This is a genomic window from Bradyrhizobium cosmicum, assembly GCF_032290525.1.
GTDB classification, from domain to species: Bacteria; Pseudomonadota; Alphaproteobacteria; order Rhizobiales; family Xanthobacteraceae; genus Bradyrhizobium; species Bradyrhizobium cosmicum_A.
In genome coordinates, this window is record NZ_JASXTA010000029.1 from 49,115 (window position 1) to 74,937 (window position 25,823).

The 25,823-nt window shown below is 63.6% G+C and carries 21 protein-coding genes and 1 pseudogene; 12 read left to right on the plus strand and 10 right to left on the minus strand.

Going from position 1 to position 25,823, the window contains the following annotated elements:
- The first annotated feature begins 114 nt into the window (after window positions 1-114).
- Window positions 115-2,814, plus strand: a complete 2,700-nt coding sequence (locus tag QSV46_RS34640) for a LamG-like jellyroll fold domain-containing protein (RefSeq protein WP_314962302.1) — start codon at window positions 115-117, stop codon at window positions 2,812-2,814.
- A gap of 82 nt (window positions 2,815-2,896) precedes the next feature.
- Window positions 2,897-3,337, plus strand: a complete 441-nt coding sequence (locus tag QSV46_RS34645) for a hypothetical protein (RefSeq protein ID WP_314962304.1) — start codon at window positions 2,897-2,899, stop codon at window positions 3,335-3,337.
- A 189-nt stretch (window positions 3,338-3,526) separates the two neighbouring features.
- Here QSV46_RS34645 and QSV46_RS34650 read toward each other — a convergent pair whose 3' ends face one another.
- The gene (locus tag QSV46_RS34650) at window positions 3,527-5,833 is read right to left on the minus strand and encodes an exopolysaccharide transport family protein (protein ID WP_314962307.1); all 2,307 of its coding nucleotides are present in this window, start codon (window positions 5,831-5,833) and stop codon (window positions 3,527-3,529) included.
- Window positions 5,834-6,034: 201 nt separating this feature from the next.
- On the opposite strand from QSV46_RS34650, the gene QSV46_RS34655 reads away from it, so the two are divergent.
- The 3 genes from QSV46_RS34655 to QSV46_RS34665 all read left to right on the plus strand — a co-directional run bounded on the left by QSV46_RS34655 (window position 6,035) and on the right by QSV46_RS34665 (window position 10,249).
- Window positions 6,035-7,168: a glycosyltransferase family 4 protein gene (locus QSV46_RS34655; RefSeq protein ID WP_314962310.1), complete on the plus strand. Its 1,134-nt coding sequence runs from the start codon at window positions 6,035-6,037 to the stop codon at window positions 7,166-7,168.
- A gap of 118 nt (window positions 7,169-7,286) precedes the next feature.
- Window positions 7,287-8,834 carry an undecaprenyl-phosphate glucose phosphotransferase gene (locus QSV46_RS34660; RefSeq protein ID WP_314962312.1) on the plus strand — a complete coding sequence of 516 codons (1,548 nt, stop codon included), beginning with the start codon at window positions 7,287-7,289 and terminating at the stop codon, window positions 8,832-8,834.
- A gap of 161 nt (window positions 8,835-8,995) precedes the next feature.
- The gene (locus QSV46_RS34665; protein ID WP_314962315.1) at window positions 8,996-10,249 is read left to right on the plus strand and encodes an O-antigen ligase family protein; all 1,254 of its coding nucleotides are present in this window, start codon (window positions 8,996-8,998) and stop codon (window positions 10,247-10,249) included.
- Here the strand turns inward: QSV46_RS34665 and QSV46_RS34670 are convergent.
- Complete coding sequence (locus QSV46_RS34670) at window positions 10,224-10,694, minus strand: MarR family transcriptional regulator (RefSeq protein ID WP_314962366.1); 471 nt, start codon at window positions 10,692-10,694, stop codon at window positions 10,224-10,226. The two genes, QSV46_RS34665 and QSV46_RS34670, sit on opposite strands and share 26 nt — an antisense overlap.
- A 147-nt stretch (window positions 10,695-10,841) precedes the next feature.
- Between QSV46_RS34670 and QSV46_RS34675 the strand changes: the two are divergent.
- Window positions 10,842-12,037: pseudogene (locus QSV46_RS34675) on the plus strand (FAD-dependent monooxygenase).
- 139 nt (window positions 12,038-12,176) lie between these two features.
- On the opposite strand, the gene QSV46_RS34680 reads toward QSV46_RS34675, so the two are convergent.
- The 3 genes from QSV46_RS34680 to QSV46_RS34690 are packed head-to-tail and all read right to left on the minus strand — an operon-like array spanning window position 12,177 to window position 15,009.
- Window positions 12,177-13,355: a saccharopine dehydrogenase family protein gene (locus tag QSV46_RS34680; protein ID WP_314962318.1), complete on the minus strand. Its 1,179-nt coding sequence runs from the start codon at window positions 13,353-13,355 to the stop codon at window positions 12,177-12,179.
- A 9-nt stretch (window positions 13,356-13,364) separates the two neighbouring features.
- On the minus strand, window positions 13,365-14,147 hold the full coding sequence (locus QSV46_RS34685) for a DUF169 domain-containing protein (RefSeq protein WP_314962320.1): 783 nt from the start codon (window positions 14,145-14,147) through the stop codon (window positions 13,365-13,367).
- A gap of 58 nt (window positions 14,148-14,205) precedes the next feature.
- Window positions 14,206-15,009 carry a YdcF family protein gene (locus QSV46_RS34690; protein ID WP_314962369.1) on the minus strand — a complete coding sequence of 268 codons (804 nt, stop codon included), beginning with the start codon at window positions 15,007-15,009 and terminating at the stop codon, window positions 14,206-14,208.
- Window positions 15,010-15,162: 153 nt separating this feature from the next.
- Here QSV46_RS34690 and QSV46_RS34695 point away from each other — a divergent pair, with 153 nt between their 5' ends.
- The 3 genes from QSV46_RS34695 (at window position 15,163) to QSV46_RS34705 (ending at window position 17,054) form a co-directional block, all read left to right on the plus strand.
- The gene (locus QSV46_RS34695) at window positions 15,163-16,104 is read left to right on the plus strand and encodes an acetamidase/formamidase family protein (RefSeq protein ID WP_314962321.1); all 942 of its coding nucleotides are present in this window, start codon (window positions 15,163-15,165) and stop codon (window positions 16,102-16,104) included.
- A gap of 200 nt (window positions 16,105-16,304) precedes the next feature.
- Window positions 16,305-16,502, plus strand: coding sequence for a hypothetical protein (locus QSV46_RS34700; RefSeq protein ID WP_007603456.1), 198 nt, complete (start codon window positions 16,305-16,307; stop codon window positions 16,500-16,502).
- Between the two features lie 72 nt (window positions 16,503-16,574).
- Window positions 16,575-17,054, plus strand: a complete 480-nt coding sequence (locus tag QSV46_RS34705; RefSeq protein WP_314962340.1) for a GcrA family cell cycle regulator — start codon at window positions 16,575-16,577, stop codon at window positions 17,052-17,054.
- A gap of 336 nt (window positions 17,055-17,390) precedes the next feature.
- On the opposite strand, the gene QSV46_RS34710 is transcribed toward QSV46_RS34705, so the two are convergent.
- Window positions 17,391-18,947: a porin gene (locus QSV46_RS34710; protein WP_314962342.1), complete on the minus strand. Its 1,557-nt coding sequence runs from the start codon at window positions 18,945-18,947 to the stop codon at window positions 17,391-17,393.
- A gap of 408 nt (window positions 18,948-19,355) precedes the next feature.
- On the opposite strand from QSV46_RS34710, the gene QSV46_RS34715 reads away from it, so the two are divergent.
- Window positions 19,356-19,862, plus strand: a complete 507-nt coding sequence (locus QSV46_RS34715; protein ID WP_314962344.1) for a MarR family winged helix-turn-helix transcriptional regulator — start codon at window positions 19,356-19,358, stop codon at window positions 19,860-19,862.
- A gap of 10 nt (window positions 19,863-19,872) precedes the next feature.
- On the opposite strand, the gene QSV46_RS34720 is transcribed toward QSV46_RS34715, so the two are convergent.
- The 3 genes from QSV46_RS34720 to QSV46_RS34730 form a co-directional block, all read right to left on the minus strand.
- Window positions 19,873-20,991, minus strand: a complete 1,119-nt coding sequence (locus QSV46_RS34720; protein ID WP_314962345.1) for an alpha/beta hydrolase family protein — start codon at window positions 20,989-20,991, stop codon at window positions 19,873-19,875.
- A gap of 273 nt (window positions 20,992-21,264) precedes the next feature.
- On the minus strand, window positions 21,265-22,236 hold the full coding sequence (locus QSV46_RS34725) for an SDR family NAD(P)-dependent oxidoreductase (RefSeq protein ID WP_314962347.1): 972 nt from the start codon (window positions 22,234-22,236) through the stop codon (window positions 21,265-21,267).
- A gap of 141 nt (window positions 22,237-22,377) precedes the next feature.
- Window positions 22,378-23,286, minus strand: a complete 909-nt coding sequence (locus QSV46_RS34730; protein WP_314962350.1) for a dihydrodipicolinate synthase family protein — start codon at window positions 23,284-23,286, stop codon at window positions 22,378-22,380.
- Between the two features lie 329 nt (window positions 23,287-23,615).
- Here QSV46_RS34730 and QSV46_RS34735 point away from each other — a divergent pair, with 329 nt between their 5' ends.
- Window positions 23,616-23,855 (plus strand): hypothetical protein, encoded by a 240-nt coding sequence (locus QSV46_RS34735; RefSeq protein WP_126258496.1) that lies wholly within the window; start codon window positions 23,616-23,618, stop codon window positions 23,853-23,855.
- A gap of 152 nt (window positions 23,856-24,007) precedes the next feature.
- On the opposite strand, the gene QSV46_RS34740 is transcribed toward QSV46_RS34735, so the two are convergent.
- Window positions 24,008-24,982 carry an alpha/beta fold hydrolase gene (locus QSV46_RS34740; RefSeq protein ID WP_314962356.1) on the minus strand — a complete coding sequence of 325 codons (975 nt, stop codon included), beginning with the start codon at window positions 24,980-24,982 and terminating at the stop codon, window positions 24,008-24,010.
- A gap of 159 nt (window positions 24,983-25,141) precedes the next feature.
- Here QSV46_RS34740 and QSV46_RS34745 point away from each other — a divergent pair, with 159 nt between their 5' ends.
- Window positions 25,142-25,726: a TetR/AcrR family transcriptional regulator gene (locus tag QSV46_RS34745; RefSeq protein WP_314962358.1), complete on the plus strand. Its 585-nt coding sequence runs from the start codon at window positions 25,142-25,144 to the stop codon at window positions 25,724-25,726.
- Window positions 25,727-25,823 lie beyond the last annotated feature (97 nt).

The following is a 25,823-nucleotide window of genomic DNA, read 5'->3' on the forward strand; positions in this document are numbered from 1 at the left end:
GTGCCATCGGCAGGCACTTTTTCGAAACTTCAGCCTTTCTGAATGCAAACCGCATTCGTGTTTGTATGTATGAGCGCCTTGCTTTCGCTCCACTCCGTGCAGGAGGACCCTAATATGGCCCCGACTATCACCTCGAACGGGGGCGGCAACAATGAGGTGGCTGCCTTCTACTCCTTCGATGAAACCAGTGGTTCGATCGCGCAAGATCAGCAAGGCGAGCACGACGGGACGATTATTGGCGCCACTCACGTGCCGGGTGTCAGCGGCAATGCCCTGCAATTCAACGGATCGTCGGACTATGTCAGCGTGCCGGATTCATCCGAATGGAATTTGGGAAGCGACGACTTCACGATCGAGTTCTGGGTCAATTTTAACTCCATCCCCGGCGGCGGTCTCAATGGTGACGTCCCCATAGCGCAAGACGAAGGTGGTGGAACACAAAATAAATGGCTCATAAATTTCAACGGGAGCAGCATTGACTTTCACGTAGTCAACCCATCCATCGGAGGGAGCTTCTCTATTTCGGCACCATTTCAGCCCACAATCGGCCAGTGGTACGCGTTCGCTCTCACCAAGTCTGGATCGTCCTACCAATTTTATGTCGACGGGCGACTTGTCGGCTCGGCCGATGAGACATTAGCCATCCCGGATGTCGCCGCGCCGTTGACAATCGGCCAGGCCGAGGATGCTTTTTACTTCGACGGCAAGATTGACGGTGTGGCAATCCATCACCGCGCGTTGTCGCAAGCCGAGGTCCAGCAGGGCTATCAGGATGGCGCATCAGCTCCGGGCGCAATCTCGATATCCGAAAATACCACCGCGGTGACGACGGTTGTGGCGACCGATCCAGATGCCGGACAGACCTTGAGCTATTCCATCACTGGCGGCGCGGACGCAACCAAGTTCTCGATCAACGCAGCGACAGGCGCGCTTGCCTTCCTCACGGCGCCGAACTTCGAGGCGCCGACCGATGCCGGTGCCAACAACGTCTATGACGTGACTGTCCAAGCCTCGGACGGCAACGGCGGTACCGATACGCAAGCGATCGCGGTTACCGTGCAGAATGCGAATGAGGCGCCGACGATCACCTCGAATGGAGGTAGCAACAATGAGGTGGCTGCCTTCTACTCCTTCGATGAAACCAGTGGTTCGATCGCGCGCGATCAGCAAGGCGAGCACGACGGCACAATCATAGGCACTACTCACGTACCGGGCGTCACCGGGAATGCGCTGCAGTTTGACGGCTCCAATCCTGGTTATGTCAGCGTCCCGAATTCTTCTGATTGGAATTTCGGCAGCAGCGATTTTTCCATTCAGGTCTGGGCCAATTTTAGCTCAATTCCAAGCGGTTCTGCAGGACAACTTGGGGACGTCCTTGTGGCGCATGACGAGGGAGGTGGGTCTACAAACAAATGGGTTCTTGATGCCTACTCTGGACATCTCGGCTTCCACGTCAATAACACTGCTGGCCAGGCCTATTTCGCCGAGGTGCCATTTAACCCGACACCGGGACAATGGTACCTTATCGATCTGACCGAAACTGGGTCGACGTACCAATTCTACGTCAATGGAGACCTGATTGGCACTGCCCCTGCCGTACCCATTCCGGACGCTTCTACACCGTTGACTATCGGCTATACCAATGACGGCCTTGGAATCACATTCGGCGGCAGCCTTGATGGCGTTGGGATTTACCATTCCGCGCTGTCGCAAGCCGAGATCCAACAGGGCTATCAGCACGGTGCGGCGGCGCCGGGTGCAATCTCGATATCCGAAAATACCACCGCGGTGACGACGGTTGCGGCAACCGACCCGGATGCCGGACAGACGTTGAACTATTCAATCATTGGCGGTGCAGACGCCACCAAGTTCACGATCAACGCAACGACCGGTGCGCTCGCCTTCCTCACGGCGCCGAACTTCGAGGCTCCGACCGATGTCGGCGGCAATAACGTCTACGACGTAACCGTCCAAGCCTTCGACGGCAACGGCGGCATCGACGCGCAGGCGATTGCGGTCACCGTGCAGAATGTACCCGGAGCCATTATCACTGGGACTGATAAAGCGGAGACGTTGCCGCCTGGAACGGACGAAGAGGATTTCATCCGCGGGTTCGGCGGCAACGACACCCTTCAAGGGTTAGCTGGAAACGACACCCTCGACGGCGGATCAGGAAAGGACACGATGACCGGCGGTGCAGGTAACGACACCTACCTCGTCGATAACATCGGCGACGTCCTGATAGAGAATACCGGTGGCGGCACTGACACCGTGCTGTCCTCCATCAACTTTACGCTGGGTGCGAACTTCGAGTGGTTGACGCTCAGCCCGGGAGCGCCTGGCAACATCGACGGGACCGGCAATGCTCTGGACAACAACATCACCGGCAACAGCGGAAAGAATATGCTGTCGGGCCTTGCTGGAAGCGACCTTCTCGACGGAAGAGCAGGTAACGACACTTTAGTCGGCGGGCTTGGAGCGGATACGTTGACCGGTGGGGCCGGTGCCGACAATTTTGCCTTTTCCGCCTCCGCGGACAGCGCGCCCGCCCAGTTTGATATCCTACAAGATTTCGTTCATGGCACCGACAAGATTGATATTGCCGCCATCGACGCAAACGCCTCGCAGAACGGCAACCAGGCATTTTCATTCGCCGGTCAAAACAGCAGCGTCGTTGCTAACAGCGTGACCTGGTATCAGAGCGGCGGGAATACTTTCGTGCAGGCCGATGTGAACGGCAATACGGCGGCGGACTTTCTGATCCAATTGACCGGCACCAACCTCAATCTCAGCGCCTCGGACTTTTTGCTGTAGGTAATGGCCGCGTCATTCAGGCGGAAAACCATACGGACAGCGTGCCTTTGCTGGGACCCACAAGTCCAAAGGAGACAGCAAAATGAAGGCTTTTTTTGCTTCGATGTTGGCCGCCGCGTTGATGGTGCCGGCATCGGCGGACGACGCCGGCGCGATTAAAATCCACGCTGGGTGGAAGCTGATCCAAGAACGTGTGGAAAACGGTGTTGCCTACGGCACCCTGTGGGGGATCACCTTCAACGACACAGGCAGCGGTCCTCTGCACCTGGCACCAGCCTCGGGGACCTACCGTCTTACGCAACAGACCGGTAAGGGTGAGGGCGAACTCACCTGGGGCGACGGCGACGACCAATTAAAGGGGTCGTTTACAATCACGGTTACCGATGGCAAGGCAACAGGCGAGAACATCGTCACGGGAACTGGAAAACTTGCCGGCGTAACCGGTGGCCCTTTTGCGTGTGCTTTTGTGGGCAAGCCCGAAGATCAGCAGGCGTGGTGTACGGAGGTGTTTCGGCGGAACTAGGCCGCACGGCATAGGCGGCCTTCGGTCGCCGTTTCTTAAAAACGCCGATGCTTCGCATCGGCTATGGCGCCGGATCAGGGGTCGCACCGCAGACTCAAACGACAACAAGATTCGCGGAGAGATATTCCTCACCCGCCTCGCCGCCCTGCGGCGAGCCACCCTCTCCCACAAGGGGAGCGGGAAAGAACGTCAAGCCGCGACCACGCGCGGTGTTTCCATCGCGTTCGACGGCTGCACGGACCTGCTCAGCATCGTCACCTCGCTGAAGCCGACGGCCCTGAGCTGCTCGCACATCAGCGCGCGCGCATCCGGCGCCATCGACGCATCGGGCACCACGACGGCGCGGGCTTGCGCCGTCAGCAGCTCCGCCGGAAGATCCGAGGCGCTGCCGGCATCGAGCAGCACATGGTCATAGGCGCGCAGCAGCGCGTCGATTGCGAGGGTCACGCGGGGCGATTGCAGCAGACTGCGGTCGAAGCCCGGACGGCCCGCCATGATCAGGTGCAGCCGCGACAGCTTGTCCCTCGTGATGACCTGCGCGAACGAGGCCTCACCCTGCATCAGCTCGGCAAGGCCGGGCGCGGAAGCGTCGACGGACACGGCGGCAATGGTCGGCGAGCACGCGGCGAGATCGACCACGACGACGCGTGCATCACGCGCCAGGTGCCGGGCCAGCGTCAGCGTCGAGAGCGTAATCGCTTCGCCGGCCGCGGTGCCGAGCACCGTGACTTTCTTCGCCGCCGGGCCTGCGGCGCGCAGGCTGCCGGCCAGACGTTCGATCTCGGCGAATTCGGTGACATCGGCATCGGCCGTCATCTCCGGCGCAAGGGGCGCGGGCTCAGTCCTGACCGGATCCGCGATCGGCTCGACCTCAGGCTGGACCAACGGTTCGGCAAACGATCCGGCAAACGATTCTTGGCGAACCGATTCTTGGCGAACCGACGCCTGCGTTTGCGCCGGGGTGAACACGGACGCCGCTCGCGGCGCGGTCTGGCGCAGCAGCTCGCCGGTGACGACGACGCCGGACGAGAGCAGCAGCGTTGCGATCGTCGCGATCAGCACGATTGGCAGCTTCTTCGGATAGGCCGGCGTGTTCGAGACGACGGCGCGCGAGATGATGCGCCCGTCGGTCGGCGCGGTGTCGATGGTCTCGCGGGTGTTGGCCTCGCGATACTTGGCGAGATAGGTTTCCAGCAGATCGCGTTGCGCCTTGGCCTCGCGCTCCATCGCGCGGAGCTGCACGTCCTGGCCGTTGGTGGACGTCGCCTGCTTCTTGAGCTGTTCGAGACTCACCGTCAATTCCTGCACACGTCCGCTGGCGAAACGCGCGTCGTTTTCCAGTGAACGGGCGATCTTGGCAGCCTCGTCCCGGATCTGGGTATCGAGGTCGGCGAGCTGCGCCTTCAATTCCTTGATGCGCGGATGATTACCGAGCAGCGTCGAGGATTGCTCGGCCAGTTGGGCCCGCAACGCCACGCGCTGTTGGGACGGCGTGCGCATCGATTCCGAGTTTAGGACTTCCGAGGCCTCGATCGGCTTGCCGCTCTGGATCATCTCGCGGATCAGCCGCGCCTTGGATTCCGCATCCGCCTTCATCGAGCGCGCATTGTTGAGTTGGGTGTTGACCTCGCCCATCTGCTGGTTCGACAACGTCGTGTTGTTGGTGCCGACGAACAGGCTCGACTTGGAACGGAAGTCCTCCACCCGCGCCTCGGCATCGGAGACCTTCTTGCGCAAGCTCTCGATCTCGCCCGCAAGCCATTGGCTGGCGTTCTTGGCCTGCTCCTGACGCGCGCTCTGCTGGAGCACGAGGTAGCCGTCCGCGATCGAATTGGCGACGCGCACGGCAAGATCCGGATCGGCGGACTGGAATTCGATCACGATCACGCGCGACTTGTCGACGGCGTAGGCCTGGAGGCGCTCGTAATAGGCGTCCAGCACGCGCTCTTCCGGCGTCATCGAGAATGGATCGCGGCCGATGCCGATCAGCGCCGCCAGCGACTTCAGCGGCGAGATCCCTTGCAGCACCGGATCGAATTCGGGCCGTTCCGCGAGCTTGTTCTTCCTGATGATTTCGCGCGCGAGATCGCGCGACAAAACGAGCTGCACCTGGCTGGTGACGGCCTCGGCGTCGAGCGCCTGCCGCTCCTCGGCGCGGTCGCTGCTCGGGCGCAGGAACACGTTCTCGCGGCCGTCGATCAGGATGCGGGCTTCGGACTTGAAACGGGGGGTGACCAGATTGACTGCGGCGACGGAGGCGACGAGCGCGAGCACCGTCGGCACGATGATCCAGCTGCGCTTGCGCGCGAGCGCGCCGCCGAGCGCGTGCAGGTCGATATCGCCGGATTCGACCGGCGCCTGCTTTACAGCAACGGGCTCGGGTCTTGCTTCGACCTTCGGCGCGGCCTCGATCACCTTGGCTTCGCCTCTGGACTTCGAAACAGCCCGCTCGACCACCGCCTTGTCCTTGCCGGCACGCCAGAACGCTAAACGCATCGAACACTCCCGCAGGGCAACGCTGCGACTCTACCTCAACCGGAGCGATTACACTCCATTAAGGTTGCCGCTGGGTTAATCGCGTCGCGCCGCGACCGGCGCGCGCATCCTCGTCACCGTTTGTTAACCACGAGGGCTCTTAATCCATCCGGATATTTCGAGAATTGTTCGAGCATTCGCCTTCGAGCGCTGGTTCTGATCATGCCCCCCTCTCCCGACCGGCCGCTCCGTATCCTCCATGCCGTGCGCGCGCCCGTGGGCGGCATCTTCCGCCACATCATCGACCTCGCCAACGGCCAGGTCGATCGCGGCCATCACGTCGGGATTCTCGCCGACAGCCTCACCGGCGGCGAGCGCGCGGACAAGGCGCTGACCGAGCTCGCGCCGCGGCTGAAACTCGGCGTGCACCGGATCGCGATCCGCCGTGAACCGTCGCCCGATGATTTTCTTGTCTGGCTGCGGATGCGCCGCCTGATCGGCGAACTCAAGCCGGACGTCCTGCACGGCCACGGCGCCAAGGCCGGCGCCTTCGTCCGCATGCGGCGGCGCTCGGACGACGCCATCCGCATCTACACCCCGCATGGCGGCTCGCTGCATTACCCGCTCAACACCTTCAAGGGCGAGTTTTACGCACGGCTCGAGCGTACGCTGATGGACGCGACAGACCTGTTCCTGTTCGAGAGCGCGTTTGCCCGCGATACCTATCAACGCATCGTCGGCACGCCCAAGGGCGTGGTGCATTGCGTCTTCAACGGCGTGACGCCGGAGGAATTCGAGCCGGTGGCCATCGCCGGCGATGCCACCGACCTCGCCTATGTCGGCGAGTTCAGGCACATCAAAGGCGCGGATCTGCTGGTCGATGCGGTGGCGCGCCTGCACGCAGGCGGCAAGAAGGTCACGCTCACGCTCGGCGGCGACGGCGAGGAAACGGCGGCGCTGAAGTCGCAGGTCGAGAGGCTCGGCCTGACCGCCGCCATCCGCTTCATCGGCCACGTCAAGGCGCGCTACGGCTTCTCCAAGGGGCGGCTGCTGGTCGTTCCCTCGCGCGGCGATTCCATGCCTTACGTGGTGATCGAAGCCGGAGCGGCCGGCGTTCCCATGATCGCGGCCCGCGTCGGTGGCATCCCCGAAATCTTCGGGCCAGAAAGCCCAGCCCTGTTCGCGGCGAGCAACGCCGAGGCGATGGCGGAAGCGATTGCGGCCGCGCTCGCCGATCCGCAGGGCACCGCGCAGCGCGCATCCGCACTTCGCGAGCGCATCTCCGCGCATTTCTCCCAGCAGGCGATGGTTGACGGCGTGCTCGCGGGCTACCGCGCCGCATTTACCAACCACTAACCATCCTTAAGGCCCGCTTTAGAGAATCTTCCGATTTGTCCGATAATCGAGGTGCCAGGGGATGCTTGCCCGGGGCGGAAGGACGCGGCCCGCGGGCTTTTGGAATGGACGGACGCCCGTGGAACCGCTCAACGCACGCTCGATGCTCGATGCCGCGACCAGCGCCGCGGCGAAGCCGGCTGACCAGGCCTTCGTGGAACGTCGTCGCCGCCTGACGCCGGCCGCGCTTGATGTCGTCAACCAAAAGGTCGCCCGCGCCTATTCCCCGATCGTCATCACCGGCTTCGTCCGTTTGGCCGACTTCGCGTTGCTGAGCCTCGTCGGCATCGCAGCCTATATCGGCTATGTCATGCCGCTCGCCGGCTTCAACTGGGTTTATCCTGCGGAGATCATCGCCGTCGCGGTCTCCGCCGTCGTCTGCTTCCAGGCGGCGGACATCTATCAGGTGCAACTGTTCCGCGGGCAACTGCGGCAGATGACGCGGATGATCTCGTCCTGGTCGTTCGTTTTCCTGCTGTTCATCGGCGTCTCCTTCTTCGCCAAGTTCGGCACCGAAATATCGCGGCTGTGGCTTGCCGCCTTCTACTTCCTCGGGCTCGCCGCACTCGTCTGCGAGCGTCTGGTGCTGCGCTCGCTGGTGCGCGCTTGGGCGCGCCAGGGCCGGCTCGACCGCCGTACCATCATCGTCGGCTCCGACAGCAACGGCGAGCAGCTGGTCGAGGCGCTGAACGCGCAGGAGGATTCCGACATCCACGTGCTCGGCGTGTTCGACGACCGCAACGACAGCCGCGCGCTCGACACCTGCGCAGGCGCACGCAAGCTCGGCAAGGTCGACGACATCGTCGAGTTCGCCCGCCGCACCCGCGTCGATCTCGTGCTGTTCGCGCTGCCGATCTCGGCCGAAACGCGCATTCTGGAGATGCTGAAGAAGCTCTGGGTGCTGCCGGTCGACATCCGCCTCTCCGCACATACCAACAAGCTGCGTTTCCGTCCCCGCTCCTATTCCTATCTCGGCGAGGTGCCGACGCTCGACATGTTCGAGGCGCCGATCACCGACTGGGATCTGGTGATGAAGTGGCTGTTCGACCGTGTCGTCGGCAGCCTCGCGCTGCTCGCGGCCTTGCCGGTGATGGGACTGGTCGCGCTGGCGATCAAGCTCGACAGCCCCGGCCCGGTGCTGTTTCGCCAGAAGCGCTTCGGCTTCAACAACGAGCGCATCGACGTCTACAAGTTTCGCTCGATGTATCACCACCAGGCCGACCCGACCGCCTCGAAGGTCGTGACCAAGAACGATCCGCGCGTCACCCGCGTCGGCCGCTTCATCCGCAAGACCAGCCTCGACGAGCTGCCGCAGCTCTTCAACGTGGTGCTCTCCGGCAATTTGTCCCTGGTCGGCCCACGCCCGCACGCGGTGCAGGGCAAGCTCCAGAGCCGCCTGTTCGACGAAGCCGTCGACGGCTATTTCGCCCGCCACCGCGTCAAGCCCGGCATCACCGGCTGGGCCCAGATCAACGGCTGGCGCGGCGAGATCGACAATGAAGAGAAGATCCAGAAGCGCGTCGAGTTCGACCTCTATTACATCGAGAACTGGTCGGTGCTGTTCGATCTCGTCATTCTCCTGCAGACGCCGATCTCGCTGCTGACCAAGAACGAGAACGCGTATTGAGTTGAGTTTCCGTCATGCCCCGGCTTGACCGGGGCATCCAGTACTCCGCAGCGCCAGCCGTTTTCCGCAATGGGCGCCACGGAATACTGGATCGCCCGGTCAAGCCGGGCGATGACAGCTGTGTTTGTGACGTGCGCGTTGCGTAAACGTATGAGCGTATAATGGCGTATGCGGCAATAGCCGGGGAGATGAATGCAGCGGTTCGCGCTCCGCCCGGCGTGCTGGCCATCCAGCGTGCGCTGGTGTGGCTGGTCGCCGCCTCCGGCGCGGTCGTCTTCATCGAGCCGAGCCCCTACGAGATCGTGACGCTGCTGGCCGCCGTCATATTCTTCGCCACCGGCCTGCGCCTGCGGATCGCGCTGATGCCGCTGGTGCTGATGCTGGTCCTGCTCAATGTCGGCTACACGTTCAGCGCGATCCCGCTGTTCGAAAAGTCCGAGGTGGTGAGCTGGATTGCGACCTCCTGGTACATGGCGGTGACCGTGGTGTTCTTCGCCATGGTCACCTCCGAAGACACCGCAGCCCGGCTCGACATGCTCCGCCGCGGCCTCGTGGCCGGCGCGATGGTCGCCTCGCTGTCGGCGGTCGCGGGCTATTTCCACCTCGTTCCCGGCGGTGACGACCTGCTCACGCTCTACGGCCGCGCGCGCGGCACGTTCAAGGACCCGAACGTGCTCGGCGCCTTCCTGATTCTGCCGGCGCTGCTCGCGCTCCAGAGCGTGGTCACTGACAAATTCGGCAAGGCTTTGCGCAACGTCATCGCCTTCGGCATCATGTCGCTCGCGATCCTGCTCGCCTTTTCCCGCGCCGCCTGGGGCGGCCTGGTGCTGACCTCCGCCTTCATGCTGGCGCTGATGGTGCTGACCAGCCGTACCAACGCACAGCGCTCGCGCATCATCATCATGGCGATCGTCGCAGCAGTGCTGGGCCTCGCGCTGATCGTGGTGCTGCTGTCATTCGATTCCACCGCCGAGATGTTCAAGCAGCGGGCGAGCTTCGACCAGAGCTATGACGAGGGCCGCTTCGGCCGGTTCGGGCGGCACATCCTCGGCGCGGAGATGGCGCTCGACCTGCCGTTCGGCATCGGCCCGCTGCAATTCCACCGCTTCTTCCCCGAGGACACCCACAACTCCTATCTCAACGCCTTCATGTCCGGCGGCTGGCTCTCCGGCGTGTGCTATCCCGCGCTGGTCTTCACCACCGTGATCATGGGTTTCAGGCACATCTTCGTCCGTGTGCCCTGGCAGCGCGCTTATCTTGCAGTGTTCTCCGCGTTCGTCGGCACCGTCGGCGAAAGCTTCGTGATCGACACCGACCACTGGCGCCATTTCTGGATGATGCTAGGCGCGATGTGGGGCATGATCGCAGCCGCGCAGTTCTACAAGAAGACTAGCGACGAAGCTTCTTCAGCTTGAGATCGGACCGCTTTTCCGGCGGCGTGTCCAGAAGGCTCTTCAGCGCTTCAGTGGCGGCGAGCACACCCTTGTAACCCTCTGTCGCGAAGCGCAGCAGCAGGCGCAGCTCCTCTTCGGAATAGGCGCCGAAAACCTTCTCCATCGCCTGCTGCATCGGCACGTAGAGCTGGCCAATCTTCATCGCCTGCTCCGGCACGACGGAAATGAACACCTTGCGGCGATCGTTCTCGTCCCGCTCGCGGCGCACGAGGCCGGCCTTCTCGAGCCGGTCGACCACGCCGGTGATGGCACCCGTCGTCAGCCCCGTGACTTCGGCGAGCCGGCCCGCGGTGACGCGGCCCTCGAGATACAGGATGTCCATGCATTCGAGGTCGGAATTGGCAATTCCGGCAACGTTGGCAACGGTCTGGCCATAGAGCACGCCCTGCGCGGACGACCTCCGCATCGCCTCCTCGAGCTCCCGCAATAGCGCCGTGCGCGCCTTCGTCCTTGACAAGGCCGACCTCATATCTTAGTCGATATATATCTTAGTCACTAAGAGATTTAGCAACCGTAATTTCTCCTAGCACCACGGAAACGTCGGGAGCAAGCCATGTCCATTCGTCCCCGCAAGGCCCTGATCATCGGCGCCGGCATCGCCGGGCCCGTCGCCGCGATCCTGCTCCGCCGTGCCGGCATCGAGTCCGCGATCTACGAGGCCCGGCCCTATTCGAACGGCATCGGCGGCGGTCTCCAGATCGCGCCGAACGGCATGCATGTGATGGACGAGATCGGGCTCGCGAACGAGCTGATCAACCGCGGCTGGTCGCGGAGGCCTTCGATTTCTATTCGCAGGGCGGACAGAGGCTCGGCTCGATCAACCGCGACATGGCGCGGCGCTTCGGCCAACCTGCCGTCAACGTCTGCCGCGCCACGCTGAACGAGATGCTGATCGACAAGGCCTGGTGCGCCTGCGTCTCGCTCTATTTCGAGAAGCGCCTGATCAAGATCGAGGACCGCGGCGACCAGCCGATCATCGCCTACTTCTCCGACGGCACCACGGCCGAAGGCGACTTCCTGATCGGCGCCGACGGCGTGCATTCGGTGGTGCGCCGCCAGGTCGTGCCTGATGGACCGCAGCCGTTCGACACCGGCCTGATCGGCTTCGGCGGCTTCGTGCCGCATGCCGTGCTCGACGGCAGGCCGATCGGCCGCCACGTCGAGACCACCTTCGGCCAGAGCGGCTTCTTCGGCTACGGCTATTGCAGCCCGGATCCGGCCGACGGCGTGATGTGGTGGAGCACGCAGCCTGCACACGGCATGGACGCCGCGATGTTTCGCGCGCTCGACGCGACGACGCTGAAGCAGCATCTGCGCGGCTTCCACGACGGCTGGCACGATCCGATCCCTGCCATCATCGAGGCCGCCGAGAACATCGTGGTCACCGATACGCTCGACGTCGCGACCTTGCCGACCTGGTCACGCAAGCGCTCGCTGCTGATTGGGGACGCCGCGCACGCGACCAGCCCCCATGCCGGCCAGGGCGCCTCGCTGGCGCTGGAAGACGCGATGCGGCTCGCGCGGCTGATGCAGGAGGGACAGGAGCTCGGCGCCATCTTCAGGGCATTCGAGGCCGAGCGGCGCCCGCGCACCGAGAAGATCGTCGCGATGGCGCGTCGCAACGGCAACAGCAAGCGCGAATTCAGCGCCACCGGTGCGTGGATGCGCAATCAGATGATGAAATGGCTGCTGCCGCTCGGCTCCAGGAGCATGGAGTTCATGTACGCCTATGACGCGCGGGCGGTGTAATGGCTGACGCTGTCATGCCCCGCGAAGGCGGGGCATCCAGTACGCCGCGGCTTCTCAGCTCAATCACTGCTGTCTCTGGAATACTGGATCGTCCGGTCAAGCCGGACGATGACACCGTGATTGTGGCGCGCAATCGCGCTTACGCTTCCACTTCGAACGTCAGCCCTGCATGATCCCGCAGCCGCTTGATCAGCTTGTGCTGCATCGCCGCGCCCGGCGTCCAGAAGCCAGCTGCGACGTCAGTCACGTCGCGCAGCATGCACATCGCGCATTCGGAGATCATCTTCGAGGTCGAGCCGTAGCCGGGATCGCGGTCGCCAGTGACGCCGGCGCGGACCTGGCGGCCATCGGGCGCAATCGCGACATACAGCAGATCGAAGCGGCCGTTTTCGCGCTCTTCCTTCGAGGGCCCCTCGCCCGGCTTCGGCGCGTCAGGGCCGGTCTTCCCCGCATTGGCAGCCATCACGCGCTTGGCGTTGGCCTCACCCTGTTCGCCGGGACCGGTCAAGACCATCTCGTCGTAGACGAAGTCCTGGCCGTAGGGAAAGCCCATCAGCATGTTGGAGCGGTGGACGTTGCGCGTGTTGATCAGCGCCATCGTGAACGGCGCGGCCCAGGATTGCAGGTCCTCCTCGACGAGCGGCTTGTTGCCCCGCGGCTGCTTCGGACCGGTGAAGCCCGGCGTCAGCGCAAACGGATCGTTCAGGATCGTGATGAGGCTGATGTCCTTGGCGACCGCATCGAAGGTCGCCTTCGCGCTCGCTGCGGTGCCGCCTGAGAGCGTACCGCGCATGTCACGCACACGCCCCTTCACGCGTAGCGCCGGCGCGCCGAACACGCGCTTCGCCTCTTCCTGCACGAAGAACGCACCGAGCTCGAACGGCACCGAATCGAAGCCGCATGAGAACACGATGCGCGCGCCGCTCTCTTTTGCAGCCGCCTCGTACTTGTCGATCATCTCGCGCATCCAGATCGGCTCGCCGCAGAGATCGAAATAATCCGTGCCGGTGGCGACGCAGGCAGCCAACAGCTCCTCGCCGTAGAGCTGATACGGACCGACGGTGGTGATCACCGACATGGTCTGCTCCGCCATCGCCTTCAGCGAGGCGGCGTCGGCCGCGTCAGCAACGATCAACGGCGTATTGCCGGGCGCGCCGACCGCATCGCGTACCGACTTGAGCTTGCCGAGGCTGCGGCCTGCCATCGCCCATTTGAGCGCGTTGTCGCCCTTATAGTGCTGAGTGAGGTATTCGGCGACGAGCTGGCCGGTAAAACCGGTCGCGCCATACACGACGATGTCGAATTTCGCAGAGCTCATGGTCGGCCTTTACTTCTTTGCGTAACTCACGCCCATGCCGGCGCGGACGTCGCTTTGAATTCCATAGGGCGGGATCGGATAGCGCAGGCCGTTCTTCGCCAGCGCCTTCATGCCTTCAATGGCCTTGGCGAGATGTTCCGGCTTGAGCGCCATCAGCATCTCCTCGTCCGGCACGCCGCCATAGCGCCGTTCGGCATAGCATGGCAAGGACAGGCTGGGCTCGCCCGTCTTGAGCGCCCGCCCCCAGGAATCCGCGCAAGCGGTCTCCCCGACCACACCCCATTCGAACTTCTTGTAGCCGGTATATTGCAGCCCGTTGATCAGGATGATCATCTGTCCCGGCGTTGCATAGACGAGACAGATGTCGGGCGGATCGAGCCGGCCGCTGGCGAGCGGGCTGACCGCGAGCGCCTGATACTGCCCGAACGGAACCACGTCCAGCGCCTCCTGGCGCTTGCGCGCGTCCTCTGCCGTGCCGTGCCAGACTCCGACATAGTTCTCGCCGGCGAGCCATTTTTCGTCCTGCGGTGCAAGGCCGATCACCGCGCGGCATTGCGCACCGACGAGATCGTCGGCGGTGATGCCCACGGTCCAGCCCAGACGCGCGGCCATGCTGACGATCTGATCGGTGGTGTGGACCGCATTCGGCCGCCGGATTTTCGGGATGGCCTCCATCTCGTCGGCACGCGCGAACAGCTTCATGCCGATCACCGTGGTCTTCAGCCGCAACAGGCTGTTGAGATCGGCGACGAGGCCGGCAAGATCGATCCTGTCTGCGCTCTGCTGTTGCATGGCGTCCTCCCGGCCGGCGATCGCGCGCCGTTCCTGTTCTTGTTTTGCGGCTTCCGTTTTAGTCCTTGCCCGGTCCCGGAAGCAACTCGCCGGTCCGCCCCATGACGCGATAGGTCAAAAGGCCGATCCATTCGCGCATGGCGACGTCGGTCTTGCCGAGCCCTTCGGCGCCATTGCGGGTAAAAGCGAACAGCTCATCACGCCCGCCCATCCGCCAATCCACCGGATAGGCTTCGACGTCAAAGCCGGCCTTGCGAAAGACCCCGATCGAGCGCGGCATGTGGTAGGCCGACGTGACCAGCAGCCAACGTTCGCCCGGCTTGGGCGCCACCAGTTGCTTCGTGAAGATCGCGTTCTCCCAGGTGTTGCGGGAATCCCGCTCGAGGATCAGCCGCTGTTTCGGGATGCCGAGGCTCTCCAGGATCGGCGCGGAGTAGTCGGCTTCCCTGGAATCCGTCGAGAACAAGCTTGCCGTGCCGCCGGTGAAGACGATGCGCGCGTTTGGATAGCGGCGCGCGAGCTCGGCCGGCGCCAGCATGCGATCGGCCGCGTGCGAGACCACCGGCATGCGATGCGCCGCCGACAGGTCCGTGTCGACGGAGCCGCCGAGCACGATGATGCCGTCCGGCGCGCCGTGCGACGGGTCCCATGCCGCAAACCGCGACTCCAGCGGGTAAAGCAAGAGATTGCCGAGCGGCGAGAACGCGGTGAGCGCCAGCAGGACCAGCGTGGTCACGGCGAGGTTGCGGCCGAGCGCGGCGAAGCGCGTCACCATCAGCAGCAGCGACAGGATTCCGAGCTCGACCAGGAGATTGATCGGCAGCAGCGCGGTGCCGAGGGTCTTGGAAAGAACGAAATACAGGGGGAGCCTCGCTGGAATGATCGTGCCATGCCCGGGCTTGACCGGCCCGTCCACCTTCGGAAATCTTCTTGGAAGAGGATCGATCGCCCGGTCAAGCCCGGGCATAACAGGTTCTCACGACGAGTTCTGATGACACCGATTGGACGTCCGCAAATGACCCATCACCACCTGCAATCGAGCCCCGAGACCTGCCATTGGGGCTTTTTCGAAGCCGCGCTCGAGCCCGTCCTCACCATCAAAAGCGGCGACGAGGTGACGGTCGACACCATCAGCGGCGGCCCCGACATGCTGCCCGACCGCAACAAGTTTCACATTCCGCCGGAGATGTTGGAGGTTCACGCGCGCAACGAGCGCATGCTGCCCGGCCACATCCTCACCGGCCCGATTGCGGTCGAGGGCGCCGAGCCCGGCGACGTGCTCGCGGTCGAGATCCTCGACGTCCAGCTCCGGCAGGATTGGGGCTGGAACATGATCAAGCCGCTGTCGGGCACCCTGCCCGACGATTTCCACCAGACGCGCATCCTCAATATCCCACTCGACCGGGCGCGGATGGTCGGCCGCATGCCCTGGGGCCTCGACCTGCCGCTCAAACCGTTCTTCGGCGTGATGGGCGTCTCGCCGCCGCCGGCCTGGGGCCGCATCTCCTCGCTGGTCCCGCGCGCGATCGGCGGCAATCTCGACAACAAGGAGCTCGGCGCCGGTGCGACGCTGTATCTGCCGGTGTTCGTCCCGGGTGCGCTGTTCTCCTGCGGCGACGGCCATGGCGTGCAGGGCGACGGCGAGGTCTGCGTCACCGCGATCGAGACCGCGCTCCAGGGCCGCTTTCGCCTGACGCTGCGCAAGGAACTCAGGTTCGACTATCCCCGCGCCGAGACGGCGACCCACTACATGACCATGGCGATGGACCCCGACCTCGACCAGTGCGTGGTGCGCGCGCTGCGCGACATGATCGCGCTGCTCGGCGAGACGCGAAACCTGTCGCGCGAGGACGCCTACACGCTGTGCAGTCTGGCCGCCGATCTCAGGGTGACCCAGACAGTCAACGGCTCCAAGGGCATCCATTGCATGATCGAAAAGGCGATCGTGCACGGCTGAGCCGGCCCCCACTTCCCTGACCTGTTGACGTCGCACCGCCGCCCGGCATTCCGGGTGACGCGCCGCGTCGTGTCCGAATCTTCAAACGATTCCAACGCGCTGAGCCACCACATCAGCCCGGATTTGACTTCCACCCCCGAACCTAAATAGAGTCTTAATCGTTACTTTTATGTAGCTGCGTAAGAGGCTAGCGTTTAGGCATGGCCACCGAAAAAGCCGAGACTGACCGCATTCCCGTAACCTTGGCGCTCTCGACCATCACCTATCTGGAGAAGTTGGTGAGACAGGGCACCCACGGCACCAGCGTTCCCGGCGTCGCACGTACCCTGATCGAGGAAGGCATCCGTCTCGCCATCAAAGACGGGCTTTTGTCGATCCGCGACAATGGCAGGACGTGAGCGCGCGCCGGACGTGAGGCGGACGGATCTCGAGAGGCGGATGGCCGACATCTGCAACCTGGGATCGTCACAATGCCTGTTCTCTCACCAACCTGGACCGACGAACGAATTGAACTTCTGAAGCAGCATTTCGAGGCCGGCCTCTCCTGCCGCGAGATCGCCGCCGATATCGGCGTCAGCCGCAATGCCGTGATCGGCAAGCTGTCCCGGCTGAACCTCACGCGCGGCCGTTCGGTCGACGACCGCAAGATTCAGGACAGGAGCTTTGCGCCGTCACGGGCAACGCGAGCCGTGCCGCGTCTGCAATATGAGATGCTCGCCACGATCTATGGCGAGACCGATGCGCCTGTGGCCGCAGGTCCAATCGACGAGGCCAATCGCTGCTCGCTGCTGGAGCTTGCCGAGAATCGCTGCCGCTGGCCGATCTCGACGCCGGGCGCGGAGGACTTCTGCTTCTGCGGCAATACCGCGCCCGACGGCCAGTCCTATTGCGCCGGCCACAGCCGCCTCGCCTATCGGCCCAACTCCCGCGCCCGCATGATGCGCGCCTAGTTTGTTGTTCGACGCGTCTTCTTAACGCGAACCGGACTCCACTTCGCTTGAAAACGCTTTGCAATCCCCAAAAATGAAAACCTCCGGCGGGGCATCACCGGAGGTTTCTGGAGGCTTAGCGTGAAGCTAAGAGCCGTGACCTAACGGCTGAAGACTATATAGCTGATTAACTCAGGTAAGTAAATAAGTTTGCAGGCAATCGAATCGCATAGCTCGTCTTCGTCGCTTGCAACGGCTGCCGGATTTTTCGAACGCCGCTCCCGTGGAAAAGCCTCTCTCAAAAAAAGCCCCGGCGGGTGTCCCGCCGGGGCTTCGTCATCTCCGAATACCCAAAGCTTACCAGTTGCGCTGGGCGCGCAGCAGCAGGCTGTAGGTGTCCTGGTCCTTCAGCTCATAGGTTGCCGCAGGCTTGGCAACGCTGGTGAGCGCCGGCGTCGTCATCGTGCCCGAGTACTTCTGGTCGAGATGGCTATAGGTGAAGTCAGCCGAGAAGGTCAGGTTCTTGACCGGCGTCCAGCGGGTGATGACACCGACCTGACCGATGTTGAAGTCCGGGTTGCAGGTGCCGGTCAGGGTCGCAAACGCGGCGCTGCCGCAGATCAGGCCCTTCGCCGTGCCGCTGTAACTGACCGCAGCCCACGCGCCGTAAAGCGCGGTGTTCCAGTACGGACTCCAGTTGTGGGTGTAGGCACCACGGAAGCCGTAGGTCTTGGTCAGCTCGAGGCCGCCGCCGGGAGCGAACACCGCATCAGACACGCCGGCGAAGCCGATGCCCTGATAGGCGCTGCTGGAGCTGCCGAACATCGAGTAGCTGGTCGCGGCCAGCTCCTGGAAGTTGTAGCGGCTCGCACCCTCGGTGTAGACGCCCGAGATGTTGATCACGTCGCCTGCGCCGGTCGGGATGTTCTTGATGCCCAAGGCAAGCTGGACGGCCCAGCCCCACTTGTCTTCGGGGTGACCGGTGACTTCGCTCGCGCCGTAATAGCCGACGTGGTTGTCGTGCGCGGCAACCGACGCCTGGAACAGGCCCCAGGCCTGGTCGACGCGGACCATGGCGACCAGGTCGGGCGACCTGCTGCCGGCCAGGTCGTTCGAACCATAGGCACCGCCGAGGACGCCCGTGGCGCTCATGCCGGCGGTGTTCCAGATGTTGGTCTGGAAGACCTGCGTCTGGTCCTGCGCCGAGAACGCAGCCGTGATGCCCTGGCCGAAATCGGCCGTGTAGGTGAACTGGGCAACGCCGTTGGTGCTGCCGCTGCCGCCGACCAGCTGGTCGAAGTTGTTGCCGGGATAGTTGATCCAGGGCGCATCGAACTGCGACACGGCCTTACCCATCGTGAAGCCGGCGAACTGGATGAAGGCGTAGTAGACGCCGAGCGCACCGCCCGAGAGATTGCCGTCGGTGCCGTTGACGTTGCCGCCGCTCGAACCGACCAGGCCGGTGCCGGCCGCGTTGAGGCCGAGCGTGCCGCTGTACTGCGTCGCGCCGGTGCCCGAGCCGGTGCCGACATAGTTGCCGGTCGTCCAGGTGAAGACCGCATCGAAATAGGTGCGGACCACGCCGTATTCGGTCGCGGTGCGCGTATCGATGTTGAGATCTTCACGAGCGCGCATCGAGTAGTAGTTGGTCAGGCGGTTGTTCGCGGCGAACACGCCGTTGTACTGGGCGCTGTAGTTGCCGCCGGCATTGAGCGCGACTTCAGCACGCAGATAGCCGCCGAGCTTGATGCAGGTGTCGCTGCCCGGGATGTAGTAGAAGCCCGCGCCGTAGAGCGTGCAGATCTTCACGTACTCGACCGCCTTGGCCTTGACCGGAAGATCGGCCGCCTGGGCTCCACCGACGGCGATCAGAACCGCCGCAGTGCCGAGCAAAAGGCTCTTCACCACTTTCATTATAAAACCTCCACGTTGCTCATTTTTAGGAGACCGGACCGTGAGGCCCCCCAGATCCCCTGCTCATCAAATCCGCTCGGCCGCTTCGCGATTTCGGACGCACCCGCTTGAAACGCGAGGGACGTGAGCGAACCACCTGCAACGGGACGATCGAGTACCCCCCACCGTCACGATGAATATGCCTGCGCCGTTTCGGTAATCAAAATAGTTTATTTGATAAGCTTTGTGGTTTCACTAAACCTGTGCCCCGGCGGCAACACTGTTGGTGAGGCAATACACTGAGTTTCTCATCTTTGTAGTTTTGGTGACAAAATTACCCTGCTCTGCACTTGCGTCAGAGCAGGCTTGCGTGGACTATGACCTTGCCACGACACCGGACCGGAAGAATCAGATCACGGGAGTGACGCTGTGTCAGCGACGAGGAAAGAAGGGGCGCGCCTCCGCCCCATCGGCAATCTGGATCTCATCAGGCGTTTCACCTGGGAGATATCGTCGATCAACATGTACCTGGAGGAGCTGCGTCAGTTCTGGGCGAGAACGTTGGGCATCAGCGGTCCGCAATGGCTGATCCTGATGGCGATCTCCGACCTCGACAAGGACGACGGCGTACCGGTCAACGTGGTCTCCAAGCTGCTCCACGTCGACCCCTCCTTCGTCACGACCCAGTCCAAGCTGCTGGAGAAAAAAGGACTGCTGCGCCGACGGCCCTCGCCGACCGACGCCCGCGTGGTGCGGCTGTCGCTGGTCGAGAAGACGCAGAAGCACATCGCCAGCCTCAACGAGCAGTACAAGACGATCCGCGAATTCGTCTTCCAGGAGTTCGACGAGAACGAGCTGAACGAATTCACCGGCAAGCTCGCAACGCTGAAGACGCGGCTCGAAAAGGCCTGCGTCAGGATCTCCCTCGACTTCTGAGCGGCCGCGTTCAGATCCGCCGGCCGGCGGCGCCGAGCCGCGATTCGAGCCAGTCGAAGATGTATTCGTTGGCAAGGCTCGGATTGTCAGCGTGAGCCTGCGCCGCGCCGGTCTCCGCCGCGGTGAACACCTTCAGCACGATATCGGAGCTGCCGAGCCGCGACTTCTGCACGATCTGGCGCGCCCGGTCGGCCTTGAGCCAGCCGTCCTCGCCGAGCGTGATCAGCACCGGACAGTCGGCGCTGGAGGCCATCAGCGGCGCATGCGGCACCGGGACGATGCTGAGGTCGCTCATCGCAAAGCGGCTGGCGAAGAAGGATCGCTCGTGCAGGTCCCACAGCCCACCGTCGCAGACGGCCGCAGCGAGCCGCGGCTCCTGCAACACCGCGCGTGCGACGAAGGAGGAGCCCCACCCGTCGGCCACGATGGCGACGCGATCGAAATCGACGTCGCTACGCGTCTCGAGATAATCCATGACGCTGGCAATCGAGCTTTCGAGGTCGCGGCGCTGGAGCAGCGTGTCGGTATAGTCGTCGCGCTGGTCGCCGAGCAGGTCGAGCGCCAGCATCGACAATCCGCGCTCGCGCGCATGCGGCGCGAGCTTGAACAGGAATTCCTCCTTGCGGTGTCCGGGCTCGCCGATGCAGATCACGGCCGGAGCCCGCCCGTTCGCCGACGGCGCAGGCAGGAAATAGCCTTGCAAGGCGTGTCCGTCGTCGGCCCAGGGAATCGTGACGACCTCGCCGGCCGGACCGCGCGCTGTGAGGAAACGGCGCGCGCATTCCTGCATCGCCAGCACCGCGACCCAGCGGCGCTCGTCGGCCTGGTCCAGCGGCATTGCGGCCGCGCCGTAGTAGTTCATCGCCCGCAGCCAGTTGCGCTGCGCGGTCGCCATGTGGCCTTCGGCGAACGCCGCCTCGGCACGCTGCCGGTTGGCTTGTGCGAGCCTCTTCCACTCGCGATGCCAGGACTGTTCGCCGCCCTGCTTGAGCTGGCGCGCGATCATCAGGCATTCAGCGATGGTGGCGCCGCCCTCCTGCGCCGCGGTGAGGAGCCGCGTGAATTCGGCGGAAATATCCTCTCGCTCCGGGCAGAGGATCCAGTCGTCGGAGAGGCATGCGGGTATCATCGGAGCTACGCTTTATGATGGCGTTACCCCTGATTGACTAAACTATTTTGGTTCGCCAACCAAGCGGCCGTGCGCCGAATGAGAGCCGTTCGACATCACCATCGCTTGAACATTGCTTGAACGACGGAGCATGTCGCATGCGTGACATTCCAAATCGTCATACGGCCCCCGCCATTGGCAAGAGGTGGCACTCAAAATGAGCTGCGCAGCTCTTGCCATGATAACCATCATACCTATATCCGCGCGTTCGCTGGCGAGCTCGGCCCAACAGTCTCAGCCGAGCTTCCAGCCGACCTCCTGGGTAAAGCTTTCGTAGAAGGCGCGGTCATAGGCCCGCTCCGGCGTGGCGCGCACGCGCTCGTCAAGCCGCTTTGCGTCCTCGCCTACAAGAATGCGCCAGCGCTCCGCCTTGACGCCCTCGAGGATGATCTTCGCGGCCTGCGCGGCCGTGGTCGGCGCATCCTCGAGGAAGCTGCGGGCGCGCTCGGCGAACACCGCCTGGATATCCTCGTCCGACATCCTGTCGGCGTCCGGCACGCCGGCCGCAACCATGCGCTTGCGAGTCAGCGCGACCTCGTCGGCGTTGAGCCGCTCCGACCCGTCGGCGCTCTGCACCTTGCGCGAATTCGAGACGATCGAGGTGCCGATATGGCCGGGCATCACCACCGAGCATTTGACATGCGGCGCGTGCAGGCGAAGGTCGTTGATCAGCGCTTCGGTAAATCCCTTCACCGCGAACTTGGCCGAGCTGTAGGCAGTGTGCGCCTGCCCCATGCCGATCGAGGCCCAGAACCCGTTGACGCTGGCCGTGTTGACGATGTGGGCCTCGTCCGCCGCGACCAGCATCGGCAGGAAGGTCCGCACGCCGAGATAGACGCCGCCCCAGCAGATGTTGAAGGTGCGCTCCCACTGCTCGCGGGTGTTGGTGAACAGGCTGCCGCCACCGCCGATGCCGGCATTGTTGAACAACAGATGGATTTTGTTGGTCTTCTGCTGCTCCGCAAGCTCGTCGCGAAAGCGCTTGAGATGATCCTCGATCGAGACGTCGGCGACGTGCGTCGTGACGCGCAGGCCCTGCGGCAGCTTCTCGACCTCGCAGAGCCGCCTGGTCTCGGCCATCGCGACTTCCGAGACGTCGCACATCGCGACATTGCAGCCCTCGGCAACGAGCTGCCGTGCGAGCTCGCGTCCCATTCCCGTGCCGCCGCCGGTGATCACGGCGATCTTTCCTGCAAAATCCTTCATGGGCTTTCAGCCCCTCCCCTTGTGGGTATGTTTCTTCGTCGCCGCGCCGCTGACGCGGGCGCGCAAAATGTAGCAGCGCCGCATCCGCAGGTAAAAGCGGATCGGCGCTGCCACTCGACATCGCTTATTTCAGCCGACGGACTATTCGGCCGCCTCGACGTGCGCTCCGCTCAACGCGCCGAGCGCCTCCAGCGCCTTGCGGATCGCCGCCTGCTGTGCGGGCGAGGCCTCCGGCATTGGCGCGCGCGGATACGTCTTCGGCAAGCCCTGACGCGTCTGCGCATAGCACGTGCAGGCCGGCAGATTGTCGGCGATAACAGCGTTCCACAGCGTCAGCAGCTTCTTGTGCAGGTCGAGCGCGCGCGGATGATCGCCGGCCTTTACCGCGTCCCACAGCGCGACGGAGGCATGCGGCGCCGCGGTCAGGATCGCGGCAATCGAGCCGTGGGCCCCGAGCGTGTAGGACGGATACATCAGGGCATCGACGGCGCTGTAGATCAGCTTGTCCGGCGCCATCATCATGAGATCCGCAAACAGCTTGAGATCGCCCGCGCTCTGCTTGACGCCGACCACCAGCGGCACCTCGGTCATGATCCGCGTCAGCAGCGCCGGCGAGAGGTACGACCACGGCACGACGTTGTAGATGATGATGGGCATGCCGGTCTCGTCGGCCATGGCGCGGAAGTGCGCCACCATCGCCTCCTCGTCCGGCTTGAACAGGTAATGCACCGGCGTGACCTGGAGCGCCGCGACATTCATGTCGCGCACCAGTCTGCCGCGGCGGATCGCATCGCGCGTGGAGTCCACGATGATGCCGGCGATGACAGGGATGCGCCCGTCCACCGCCTCGACCGTCGCGGCCATCAGGTCGCGATATTCCTCATGGTCGAGCGTATGGCCCTCGCCGGTCGAGCCGCCGGCGGCAACACCATGTGCGCCGGCGCCGATCATCCAGTCGACCTGTGGCGCTATGAGCTTGTAGTCGATCTCGCCGTCCTTTCGGAACGGGGTCGTCATCGGCGGGATCACGCCGGTCGGTCGTACCTTCATGGTCTGCCCTCGCGTTTCCTTTGGTCCTGTGGCGGCCCCGCTCGCATGGCGAGTATCCGCACGCTTCCGAGCCTATCGGCTATGCAAGCCGTGTGAAGGGCCGGTTCACGCGGCGCAGCCCCCACAATCGCTCATTCCTGCCGTCGGGCCTGTGGGTTCCCCGTATTTGCCCGGCTTCGGTTTAAGGGCAATTTTTTTACAATCCGAATCATCAAATGGGGTTGGACGCTGGGGCGAGTCGGCTAGGCCAGCGTGTTGTTCGTGTCACAGGCTCTGGCACTCCGCTTGCATCCTCTTCGTGGTCAGAAACTACCGATGAGGTGACTGGAATGTTCGTGACCGTCGTAGCCGTGCTCTGCCGGCTTAGCGCAGCTAGCTCAGGCAGTTGCGTCGAGGAAATCGTGACCGACAGCAACATGACGCCCGAGATTTCGATGATGCAGTGCGCGATCGGCGCACAGGCACCGCTTGCGAAATGGATGGGTGAGCATCCGATCTATCACGCCAACTGGCGCCTCGAGCGCTTCAAATGCGTGCCGGGTCACTACGAGATCAAGGGCCACGCCTAAGGCTCCGCAAAACTACTGGTAGCAAGACTACCGATACGAAGACTACCGATACCGAGGAAACGCCCCGGGGGCCGCCTTGTCCCTCCGTGCGGGCACCGCCAGCGCCAGAGCCATCGCGGCGGCGCGCTTTGTGACAATGGTCACACCTTCCCCTAAGCCACCGCACGCAAGATGAGCGCACGCGCCTGTCGTCCCTCAGGCGTCGGCATCAGCGCATAATTGTGCGGCTGGTCACGGAGCAGATGCAGCTCGACCGGCACGCCCACCGCCCTCGCCCGCTCCGAAAGATCGACGCTGTCGGGATACAGAAGGTCGCGCGTGCCCGAGAAGATCGTCATCGGCGCCAGCGAACGGAAGGCGCCGTTGAGCGGGCTGACGAAGGGATGGCCGACGTCGAGCTCGCCGGCATAGAGCCGCCCCGCCTCGATGATCCCCGGAATGTCCTGGATCGGATCGCGCGCGGCGATCTCGACCTGCTCCGGACGGCCGACCGACGCATCGGCCGCAGGCGAAATCAACACCATCCGGTGCGGCTGCCGATGGCCGCGATAGCGCAGCCACTGGCAGGCGGCGAGCGCGAGGCCAGCTCCGGCCGAATTGCCGACCACCGTGACCTTTGCCGGCCCCGCATCCTCCAGCAGCATCCGCAGCAGCTCGGCCGTCTTCGGGACGACGTCCTTCGCGGTGGCGCGCGGCGCCAACGGATAGATCGGCACGACGCAAACGACGCGCGCCTTGCGCGTCATCTGGCCGACGAAGCGCCAATGCGCCGGCACGATCTCGTTGATGTAGCCGCCGCCATGCAGGAACATGACGTGGTTGCAGCCCTCATGGCCCGACGACGGCGCGGTGTAGTACACCGGCCAGCCGCCCATCTTGGTCAGGGTCACCTCGACCCCGCCGCCCAGATTCGGCGGCTCGAACGAGGCCGGCTGCAAGGCGAGCTTTTGCACATGCGCCTGCACGGCCTCGGCGGATGCGAGCTGTTGCTTGAAGGGAAGCTGCCGCAGCAGCAGGTTGAAGCATCGGCTCTGCAAGCTCGGCGCGAGATCGGCGGGTGGCCGCATTCCCAACAGCCGGCTGCCTGGACAAAACTGAAAGGCCGATGCGATCCTTGCAACGCTCATGTCACGTCTCCGCCAGACCAGACCCTGCGTGACGACGAAAGGGCTTGCTCAACCGCCGCCACATGCCGGTATAATGCGAGCATTCGCTCGCTTTTCATACTCGCATTAGGAGCCGACACCGTGGCGCGAAAACCGCCGACAAAACCCCGGAAAAATGCGTTGCAGGCGCGATCTCGCGCCACCGTCGACGCGCTGGTCGAGGCGACCGCTCGCATTCTGGTCCGCGAAGGCTTCGAGAAGGCCAGCACCAACCGCATCGCCGACATCGCCGGCGTCAGCGTCGGCTCGCTCTACCAGTATTTTCCCAGCAAGGAGGCCCTCGTCGCCGCCGTGATCGATCGACATAACGAGGAGATCATGCGCATCGTCCGCACAGCGCTCACCGAGGTCGCCGACCTGCCGGTCGACAAAGCCGTGCGAAAACTCGTGACCGTCGCAATCGAGGCCCACCGCATCAACCCGAAACTGCATCGCGTGCTCGCCGAGCAGATCCCACGCACCGGCCAGCTCAAAGACGTCGAAGCCTTCAACCGCGAAGTCCACACCATGGTGCGCGCCTATCTCGAAAGCCGCCGCAAGGAGATGCGCAAGCTCGACCCGGCCCTAGCCACCTTCATCTGCGTCAGCGCGATCGAAGCCGTCGCGCACAACACGGTGCTGAACCAGGCCGAGATGCTGTCGGAGAAGATGGTGCGGACGCTGGTGGACGAGACGACGCGGATGGTGGTGGGGTATTTGAGGTAGGTGATCATTTTCGTAACCAACTAAAGCGTGATGGCATTAGCTTCGATAGCCTGAGTTTTTGAGGTAGTTGGCGCATTCTTCAGGCGTGAAGGCGTCA